This window comes from Thermodesulfobacteriota bacterium (assembly GCA_039028315.1).
GTDB lineage: Bacteria > Desulfobacterota_D > UBA1144 > Nemesobacterales > UBA2774 > CR02bin9.
The window spans coordinates 1-8,733 of record JBCCIH010000099.1 but is presented as its reverse complement, the minus strand read 5'-3'; the positions used below and the strand labels follow the sequence as shown (position 1 = coordinate 8,733).

Annotated in this window: 11 protein-coding genes; 4 read left to right on the top strand and 7 right to left on the bottom strand. The window is 41.1% G+C overall.

Annotation, left to right across the window (positions count from 1 at the left end):
* Positions 1-63: 63 nt before the first annotated feature.
* The gene (locus AAF462_07305; GenBank protein MEM7008923.1) at positions 64-600 is read left to right on the top strand and encodes a hypothetical protein; all 537 of its coding nucleotides are present in this window, start codon (positions 64-66) and stop codon (positions 598-600) included.
* A gap of 13 nt (positions 601-613) precedes the next feature.
* On the top strand, positions 614-1,324 hold the full coding sequence (locus AAF462_07300) for a 5'-methylthioadenosine/adenosylhomocysteine nucleosidase (protein ID MEM7008922.1): 711 nt from the start codon (positions 614-616) through the stop codon (positions 1,322-1,324).
* Between the two features lie 13 nt (positions 1,325-1,337).
* Here AAF462_07300 and AAF462_07295 read toward each other — a convergent pair whose 3' ends face one another.
* From AAF462_07295 to AAF462_07275, 5 genes are all read right to left on the bottom strand, one after another.
* Entirely contained in the window at positions 1,338-2,327 is a 990-nt protein-coding gene (locus tag AAF462_07295) for a transketolase family protein (protein MEM7008921.1), read from the bottom strand.
* Complete coding sequence (locus AAF462_07290) at positions 2,320-3,180, bottom strand: transketolase (protein ID MEM7008920.1); 861 nt, start codon at positions 3,178-3,180, stop codon at positions 2,320-2,322. Before AAF462_07290 ends, AAF462_07295 begins: the two co-directional genes overlap by 8 nt.
* Before the next feature lie 139 nt (positions 3,181-3,319).
* On the bottom strand, positions 3,320-3,646 hold the full coding sequence (locus tag AAF462_07285) for a TraR/DksA C4-type zinc finger protein (protein MEM7008919.1): 327 nt from the start codon (positions 3,644-3,646) through the stop codon (positions 3,320-3,322).
* A gap of 158 nt (positions 3,647-3,804) precedes the next feature.
* Entirely contained in the window at positions 3,805-4,089 is a 285-nt protein-coding gene (locus AAF462_07280) for a hypothetical protein (protein ID MEM7008918.1), read from the bottom strand.
* A gap of 174 nt (positions 4,090-4,263) precedes the next feature.
* Entirely contained in the window at positions 4,264-4,566 is a 303-nt protein-coding gene (locus tag AAF462_07275) for a hypothetical protein (GenBank protein ID MEM7008917.1), read from the bottom strand.
* A 187-nt stretch (positions 4,567-4,753) separates the two neighbouring features.
* Here AAF462_07275 and AAF462_07270 point away from each other — a divergent pair, with 187 nt between their 5' ends.
* Positions 4,754-5,680: an ABC transporter ATP-binding protein gene (locus AAF462_07270; GenBank protein MEM7008916.1), complete on the top strand. Its 927-nt coding sequence runs from the start codon at positions 4,754-4,756 to the stop codon at positions 5,678-5,680.
* On the top strand, positions 5,677-6,438 hold the full coding sequence (locus AAF462_07265; GenBank protein MEM7008915.1) for an ABC transporter permease: 762 nt from the start codon (positions 5,677-5,679) through the stop codon (positions 6,436-6,438). The genes AAF462_07270 and AAF462_07265 overlap by 4 nt, the downstream gene beginning before the upstream one ends.
* 9 nt (positions 6,439-6,447) lie before the next feature.
* On the opposite strand, the gene mqnE is transcribed toward AAF462_07265, so the two are convergent.
* Positions 6,448-7,557 carry an aminofutalosine synthase MqnE gene (mqnE, locus tag AAF462_07260; protein ID MEM7008914.1) on the bottom strand — a complete coding sequence of 370 codons (1,110 nt, stop codon included), beginning with the start codon at positions 7,555-7,557 and terminating at the stop codon, positions 6,448-6,450.
* The coding region (locus AAF462_07255; protein MEM7008913.1) for a UbiD family decarboxylase at positions 7,533-8,733 on the bottom strand (1,201 nt) is incomplete at its 5' end. The genes AAF462_07255 and mqnE, both read right to left, overlap by 25 nt.

Genomic DNA, 8,733 nt, shown 5'->3' with positions numbered 1-8,733 from the left:
CCTTGGGAATTAGCACAAGGTTCTTTATAATGTTGGAAGAACTAAAACAAAGCGGAGGGTATCTTGAACACAAGCAAATATCTATTTTCAATCTTTATAACCGCACTAATTTTATCGGCTTGCAGTGCGGATAATAGTGAAACGAACGTGAGTGCAAATAAAACTTATGAGGACCCATTTGAGTATTGCGAAGTGGCCGGAACAATTGACAGACCGGGGGTTGAATATACTGGTGCCAAAGTTCCGGAAAGTATAGCAGAGCAATTACGAAAGGATGTAGGAGTTGCTCAAGATTATCCGAATGACAAATTTGCAGAAGGCACATACTGGCGCTGTATGGATGGCAGCGTCTATGGCTGTTTTGTAGGTAATAATATTCCTTGCGAAGAAAAAGCAGATGTATCAAAAGAGCCCAACGACGGCATGATAAATTACTGCGGTGAGAACCCGGACTCAGATGTCATCCCAATGTACGCCAGCGGTCGCAGCACAGTATATGAATGGAAATGTTTAAACGGAACGCCTGAGATAGTTAAACAGGTAGCTCAGACTGATCAAGCCGGATACATAAAAGATATCTGGTACAAGATAGAGCCTTAAACCAAGATTTGATATGAGCAATGAAAGACCCATTTCCTTAATTGGCGCAATGGATTCAGAGGTTGAAGAACTTTTGAGTCATTCAAACGTGGAAAAGGAAATTCCTTGGAACGAGTTTACTTTCACTAAGGCAGAACTTTTAAATAAAAGTGTTGTAATCGTTAAATGCGGAGTCGGCAAGGTGTTTGCAGCGATGGTCTGTGAGCGTCTGATTGATGAATTTAATCCAAGTGCCGTGATTTTCACCGGAGTTGGGGGCGCCTTAAACTCTAAGTTGGAAATTGGGGATGTGGTGTTAAGTAAAGACTGTGTGCAACATGATATTGACGCCCAGGCTCTTGGATTCTCTAGAGGCGAGATCCCCTACAGTGAACACAGATTCTTCAAAGCGGATAAGACATTAATATCACTTGCTCTTAAAACCAAAATAATCAATACAAATATTCTAGAAGGCCGCATACTGACTGGAGATCAATTCATCACAAGAAAAGAGATGAAGGATCACAAATATCTTATTGAAGAGTTAAAGGGCGATGCCATTGAGATGGAAGGAGGAGCAATAGCTCAGGTATGTGAACTTAATAAAATACCATTTTTAATTGTAAGGACTATGTCTGATAAGGTTAATGGGGACTCAGTAAAAGACTTTACTAAATTTGCCAATAAGGTTGCCAAAAACTCATACTTAGTTGTTTCTCAGATACTAGATACTATTGGCAAATAAACCCAAAGATAGTCTACTTACGCTTTAACACCTTGTTTACTGCCTTTATAATACCTTTATCGTCCAATCCAAACTTATGCATTAGTTCATCAGGCTCGCCAGACTCACCAAAACGGTCCATCATAGCTACATATTCCATTGGAACCGGGTTATTTTTGGCTACAACCTCGGCTACCGCACTGCCAAGTCCACCGTGTACTTGGTGCTCTTCTGCTGTTACTATTGCGCCTGTTTCTTTAGCAGCTTTAACAATTGCTTTTTCGTCAATTGGTTTTATCGTTGAACAATTAATTACTCTCACATCAATGCCCTTTGTGCTTAGTTTCTCGGCAGCCACAAGCGCCTCATAAACTAAAGAACCGCAGGCTATAACTGTTACATCAGAACCATTTCTATAGGTGTCAGCCTTACCAATTTTAAAGGGAGTTTTCTCAGTTGTTATTACCGGCACTTTTTCTCTGCCAAAACGCATATAAACAGGATCTTTGATCTTAGCGATCGCAAGAGTTGCCTTTTTAGTTTCCCAATAATCACAGGGAACAATTACAATAAGGTTTGGAAGACACCTGGTGATAGCTATATCTTCCATAGCCTGATGTGTTGCACCGTCAGGACCTACCGATATACCTGCATGAGCGCCCATTATTTTAACGTTTGCCATGCTGTAACAGATGCTAACCCTTATTTGGTCCCAGTTTCTGCCGGGGCTAAATGTAGCATAAGAAGATATATATGGAATCTTTCCAGAAAATGCCATACCTGCTCCGATTCCCGCCATATTCTGCTCAGCAATACCAATCTCTACAAACCTATCAGGGAATGTCTCTTTAAAGACAGCGTTTCTGGTGGATTCAGTAAGATCGCAGCACAGAACCACTACGTTCTCATCCGCATGACCTGCCTCTACAACCCCCTCGCCATAGCCGTTTCTGGTAGGAATCTGCTCTGGGCCTTCAATAATATTGCTAGCCAGATGAAGCTTTGAATTTAATTTATTACTCATGCTCGCAAGTTATTTTACCGCCAAGTGATCTTAGCGACTCCAGCTCCTGTATTGCTTTATCCGCTTCTTCTTTATTTGGAGGCTTTCCGTGCCACTCTGGCTTAAACTCCATAAAATCTACGCCCTTTCCTGGAATCGTGTGGGCCAACAGCACTTTGGGTTTTTCAAAGATCGGTTCTTCAAAAGCCTCTATCAGTCGTCTTATGTTATGTCCATCAACCTCTATAACGTGAAAGCCAAATGAAGTTAATTTTTCTTTAAGAGGCTCAAGCGGCATTACGTCCTCTGTGAAACCGTCTATCTGTATGTTGTTTCTATCCACTATAAGGGTGAAATTATGAAGGCGGTTCTTCCCAATAAACATAAGGGCTTCCCAAATCTGCCCCTCATTCATCTCCCCGTCGCCGACCATACAGTAAACCTTTGTCTTAGCCTGATCTATCTTAGCCGTCATTGCCATCCCGGCTGCTATTGAAATGCCTTGAGCGAGTGGCCCGCCTGATGCCTCAAGCCCGGGAAGAGCCCCTTTATGAGGATGCCCCTGAAGCCTTGAGCCTAATTTTCTCAGAGTTGCTATTTCTTTTTTCGGATAGTAACCCGCCTCGGCCAGAGTTGCGTATAAAACTGGGCATATATGGGCATTACTTAAAACAAACTTATCCCTTTCGGGCCAATCTGGCTTTTTGGGATCATTCTTCATAACATGAAAATAAAGTGTTGAGAAAATGTCAGCAGTGCCCAATGAGCCGGCAGAATGACCAGAGCCCGCCTGCTCTAGCATAATTATCACATCCTCACGAATATGAGTTGCCATATCCTCAAGATATTCTATTTGTGCTTCAGTAACCGCCAATATTTCTATCCTTTAAGATTGAATCTATGTTTCCTAATATAATCAATACTGTATTAGAATTCCATACTAAGAAAAAGATGCGTTAAAATGAAAAAATTAGTTGATAGGTTGTAGGTAGCGAATTATTCTGGATTTTTTGTTATTCAAGCTCGCTTGCACAGTTAAAACAGCGGTTTGTATATGGGAGAGCCTCTAAGCGCTCGGCCCTAATAGGGCCATCGCATACTTCACATTGTCCATATAGACCATTTTCTACCCTTGTTAGGGCGTCATAGATCTGATTTAGCTCCAAACGGGCGCTTTCTTCTAATCTCTCTACAACTTCGTCGTTCTCACGCTCCTGAGCCTGCTCGCTCCAGTCCTTAGCATGAGTTTTTCTAAGAGAATCTTCGGCTCTATCAAGACGCTGTTCTAGTTCCAGCTTTCTTGTATTGAGCTTTTCTATAACAGAATCATATTCGCCCATATTGTCTCTCGCTTGTACACACTACTAATAATTAGAGATTAACACATTTATTGATGAAAGAAGAAATAAAACACAAAAAAGCCGGAAACAATAATTAGATCTTAATAAGAAAAAATATTGAATCCGGCTTAACTTTTATAGGTAATTTATATTCTTGGTTAAAGTACTTCTAAGATAGTCTGCCTGAAAATAGGATTTAACTTATCCATATCCGTGTCTCTAATCATCCAGCAATCGACTTTGCCGGTATCTTTAGTGAAAACAAGGTTAAATCCATTTTCCTTTCCCCAAAACATCTGCTCTTGAAGTGAGGTGTAGTCCTGCTTTTCTCCCTCATCAAGCTCTTCAACAGGCTTATTAAGGGTTGTTCTCTTAAGCTCACCGATGTAGATATGTCTTGAGTTTTTAGCTCTGTAGTTGTCTATATTGTCTGTATGTAACATTTTTCTATACTCCCCGCTTTTGTGTTTAAAAACCCATCTTTTCTAGCGCACTGATAGGATAAGCACAAATTTCCCCATTTCAAGAGGTAATTTTATATTTTTTTCAAATTCACCCAGACTTCTAATGGTATTAATATAATTTTAACTAAATTCTCAGGTTTTGGCTATAAACCTTTAACACGGATCACTTTTTTGACACGATGAGACGCAGTTCTTGTCAACATCAGTCCTGCAGCACTGAGCTCCTGTTTCAGTATTTAAGCAGCAGCACTGAGAAGCTGTGCATGTCTCTGTGCCGCATGAATTCTGAGCAATTTCAATCCCAACATCAGGGAAAGTGTTAAGATCAAGCTCGACAAAACTGATAAGCTCTGGCTTTGCTGATTCGGCCTCAACATTATTTATGTACAGAAAGCCGCCTGCTAAAAGTACTACCATAACCACGTTTAAGATTATTGCTTTCATTAAGTTTGTCATTTGCTACTTCCTCCTAAATAGGAGTATAAGTATTAACTATTAGTAGTCAACGATATTTTTGGTAAGAATATATACGCCCTTCATGTTTCTAGAATATGCTGAAGCAAATCTTGAGTCTAAAGAATCTAATAAGTGAAATGTAAAATAGATGCTATACTTTATGCTTTTTAAAACTTGAGGAACCAAAGTGAAAGGTATTATATCTGTAGAGAATCTAAATAAAACCTATGCCTCAGGGCTTAAGGCGTTAAATAATATCAACCTTGATATAAAAGAGGGTGAGATATTCGCACTTCTTGGCCCAAACGGCGCAGGTAAAACCACGCTAATAAGCATCATATGTGGAATTGTGAACCCTAGCGCAGGCACTGTGCTTGCAGACGGGCACGATATTTTAAAAGAATACAGGGCAGCGAGAACTAAGATCGGCCTGGTCCCACAAGAGCTGACTACGGATATTTTTGAAACTGTAATAGCAACGATGAACTACAGCCGCGGACTTTTCGGAAAACCTCCCAATCCTGAGTATATCGAAAAAGTGCTTCGTGATTTGTCTTTGTGGGACAAAAAAGATGAAAAGATCATAACCCTCTCAGGTGGAATGAAGAGAAGGGTCTTGATTGCAAAAGCTCTCTCGCATGAGCCAAAGATTTTATTTTTAGATGAGCCAACTGCGGGTGTAGATGTTGAGCTACGCCGCGATATGTGGGAAATGGTCCGCAAGCTAAGAGAGGACGGAGTAACAATAATTCTTACAACTCATTATATCGAAGAAGCCGAAGAAATGGCCGACAGGATCGGAATTATTACCAAAGGTGAGATAATTTTAGTTGAAGATAAAGCGGCTCTAATGCAGAAGCTTGGCAAAAAACAAATTAGACTTGAGCTCAATATCTCAATCGAGTCTATACCCGTTGAGCTTTCCTCGCATGAGCTTGAGCTTTCAGAGGACGGCTCAGAGCTTATATATACTTTTGACAAAAGAGGAGAGAGAACAGGAATCACAGCACTCCTTAAAGATCTCAATGACAAGGGTATTTATTTTAGGGACCTTCATACTAGAGAAAGCACTCTTGAGGAAATTTTTGTAAGCCTGGTTACGGATAAAAAATGAACATACACGCAATAAAAGCTATATATAAATTTGAGATGGCCCGTACTTTCAGAACTTTAATGCAAAGTATAGCCTCCCCTATTATCTCAACATCTTTGTACTTTGTGGTCTTTGGAGCAGCAATAGGATCACGCATGGGAGAGATAGAAGGAGTAAACTACGGGGCATTTATTATCCCGGGGCTCATCATGCTATCTCTTATGACCGAGAGTATTTCTAACGCATCATTTGGGATCTATATGCCAAAGTTCTCAGGAACGATCTTTGAAGTTCTCTCAGCTCCTGTTTCTTATGTAGAGATTCTAATTGGATATGTTGGGGCAGCCGCCACAAAATCAATAATGCTAGGAATACTGATTCTAATTACAGCTAGGTTATTTGTCCCCTATGACATACTTCATCCCTTCTGGATGATAGGTTTTTTAATTTTAACAGCGATAACTTTTAGCCTCTTTGGATTTATTATCGGCGTTTGGGCTGACGGTTTTGAAAAACTGCAGGTCATACCGCTAATGATCATTACCCCGCTTACTTTTCTGGGAGGCACATTTTATTCAATCAATATGCTCCCTCCAATCTGGCAGAAGATCACTCTGTTTAACCCAGTCGTGTATCTGGTCAGCTGTTTTAGGTGGAGCTTTTACGGAGTAGCAGATGTAGACGTAGTAGTCAGCTTCGGGATGACAATGCTATTTCTTGTGATCTGCATTGCAATCGTCTGGTGGATATTCAAAACCGGCTACAAGTTAAAGACTTAAGGTTTTTTATCAGTTGTATATCTGCACTTCGTTGTAAAGTGCGTCTCTTTCCACTGGAACAAAGCCTGCCTTTTTAATCATATTCACCATAAAGTCTCTGGTGTGGCCTAGCTCTGAAGGAGCGCCTGCGTCATGAATGATTTTCTCACGCATAATAGTGCCGTCCGCATCACTGCAGCCGTAATGAAGCGCAACCTGTGCCATCTTCTCCCCTAGTGTGATCCAGTAGGACTTAATGTGAGGGAAGTTGTCCAAATAAAGTCTTGCAAGTGCATGAACTTTTAGGTCATAAGAGCCCGCAAAGAATTTAACCTGCTTTTTGAGGCCAGTGTTCTCTGGCTGAAAGAGCACAGGAATAAATGCAAAGAATCCGGGCGACTCATCTTCAACTCGTCTTAGTCTATCCAAATGATCAACCACATGAAATGGCTCTTCGATGTGGCCATATAAAATTGTCGCATTTGTAGGAATGCCAAGTTTGTGAGCCATGCCGTGTATCTCTTCCCACCTGGTCGCAATAGTTTTAGGAGCACAGATTTTCTTTCGAATATCTGGGTGAAGAATCTCAGCACCTCCGCCGGTTAGTGCATCTAGACCATTTTCTTTGAGAGTTTCTAAAACCCATTCCATACTATTTCCTGTAAGCTCCGTGAACCAATCAATCTCAACAGCAGTAAACGCTTTAACATGTGTTTCTGGAAAGTTGTCTTTTACGAGTTTTATAATGTCCACATAGTGCTCAAACTTCCAATCAGGATGAAGCCCGCCCACTATATGAACTTCTCTGATATCATCATTTAGCATTGCCAGAATCTGATCATGGGAAAGCTCGTATGCATTGGCAGATTTTTTGGTAACACCAAATGCGCAGAATCTGCATGAGATTGCGCAAATATTTGAAGGGTTAACGTGCCGGTTAACAACAAAATAAACTTTATCACCTATTCTCTTTCTTTTTACATAATCTGCAAGCATGCCTACTGTGTTTAAGTCTTCTGTTCCCATCACAGTCATGCCATCTTCAAACGATAGGCGCTCGCCCTTTTCAACTTTCTCAATTATCGGGAAGAGTTCTTTATCAAAACAAAGTTTCTCTACGTCTGCCAGTATTCTTTCCATCTATCTGTAACTATCTCCTTGATATCCTCAGACATTTCGATCACCTTAGGATACCAGCTTTTTGTCGTTGCATCTATCCCCATCCTACCTCCATACACAACTGCCGATCCTTTAAGCTCAGTGTGCTCAAAAATAACATCAAGATATGGATCAAATCTTGTGAATATGCCCCAAATAAGCTCTGTGTTGTTATGTATATCTATGTCAGGGCTTACCACGGCAATTATACGGACATCCTCATACCCTTTAGTTTTAAAAAGCTTTTGGATTAATTCTTTTGGTTTTTTGTCGGTCTTGACTGCTAGTATTCCGCCCGGCCAAAGTCTCTGGTCTTTTATATCTTTATGTGTCACTTTAGCATCAGGAACCTTAATCGGTACTGGTTTTTTCTTTGGTGCTGAACTATTTTTCCTTACTGCATTTATTCCCATCTTGCTTCCTACGTTAAATTTTCCGCTTGTGAAATCCAGCGTATCCAAAGGCGCCCATGGAATCATAAGAAAATCCTCATTAGGGTCAAAGTTTTCCCCTATCTCACGAAGCACAGCTTCCCAGTCCCTAGGGTTAACATCGCTAGAAACAACTATCATCACTTTTGTCAGCACAAGCTGTCCGGTCCCCCAAAGTGCAAGCATCGCTTTTATTCCGTTTTTTGGATAGCGCTCGTCAACGGAGACAACAAGCAAGTTATGAAACCCTGCCTCAGGGTATGCCCACATATCCACAACCTCAGGGTGAATAATGCGAGTAAGAGGTGAGAACATATCTCCAGCGGCCATTCCCAAAAATACATCTTCCATAGGAGGCTTTCCGACAATAGTGGCAGGGAATATTGGGTTAATTCTGTGAGTAATTCGGCTTAAGTTGTATATTGGAAAATCTGCTTCCATTGAGTAGTGCCCGAAATGATCTCCAAACGGACCTTCCTCTCTTAGTTCATTTTGCGGCACAACCCCTTCCATAATAAATTCCGCATTTCCAGGAACCGTCATATTTAAGGTCTTTGCCTTAACCATAGGGATTGGCTTTCCTCTCAGAAAACTGGCAAACGCCAGCTCATCCATTCCTTCTGGTAAAGGAGCGATCGCTGAGAAAATCATCTTTGGATCGCCGCCTAAAACTACAGCTACTTCAAGATCCTTGCCGAGTTTCCCTGCTTCGTGGTAGTGCGCGGCT

What these genes read in the sequence shown, in the direction of transcription:
- AAF462_07300 (MEM7008922.1), top strand. Translation starts at nt 614, where the DNA reads ATGAGCAATGAAAGACCCATTTCCTTAATTGGCGCAATGGATTCAGAG.
- AAF462_07295 (MEM7008921.1), bottom strand. Translation starts at nt 2,327, where the DNA reads ATGAGTAATAAATTAAATTCAAAGCTTCATCTGGCTAGCAATATTATT.
- AAF462_07285 (MEM7008919.1), bottom strand. Translation starts at nt 3,646, where the DNA reads ATGGGCGAATATGATTCTGTTATAGAAAAGCTCAATACAAGAAAGCTG.
- AAF462_07280 (MEM7008918.1), bottom strand. Translation starts at nt 4,089, where the DNA reads ATGTTACATACAGACAATATAGACAACTACAGAGCTAAAAACTCAAGA.
- AAF462_07275 (MEM7008917.1), bottom strand. Translation starts at nt 4,566, where the DNA reads ATGACAAACTTAATGAAAGCAATAATCTTAAACGTGGTTATGGTAGTA.
- AAF462_07265 (MEM7008915.1), top strand. Translation starts at nt 5,677, where the DNA reads ATGAACATACACGCAATAAAAGCTATATATAAATTTGAGATGGCCCGT.
- mqnE (MEM7008914.1), bottom strand. Translation starts at nt 7,557, where the DNA reads ATGGAAAGAATACTGGCAGACGTAGAGAAACTTTGTTTTGATAAAGAA.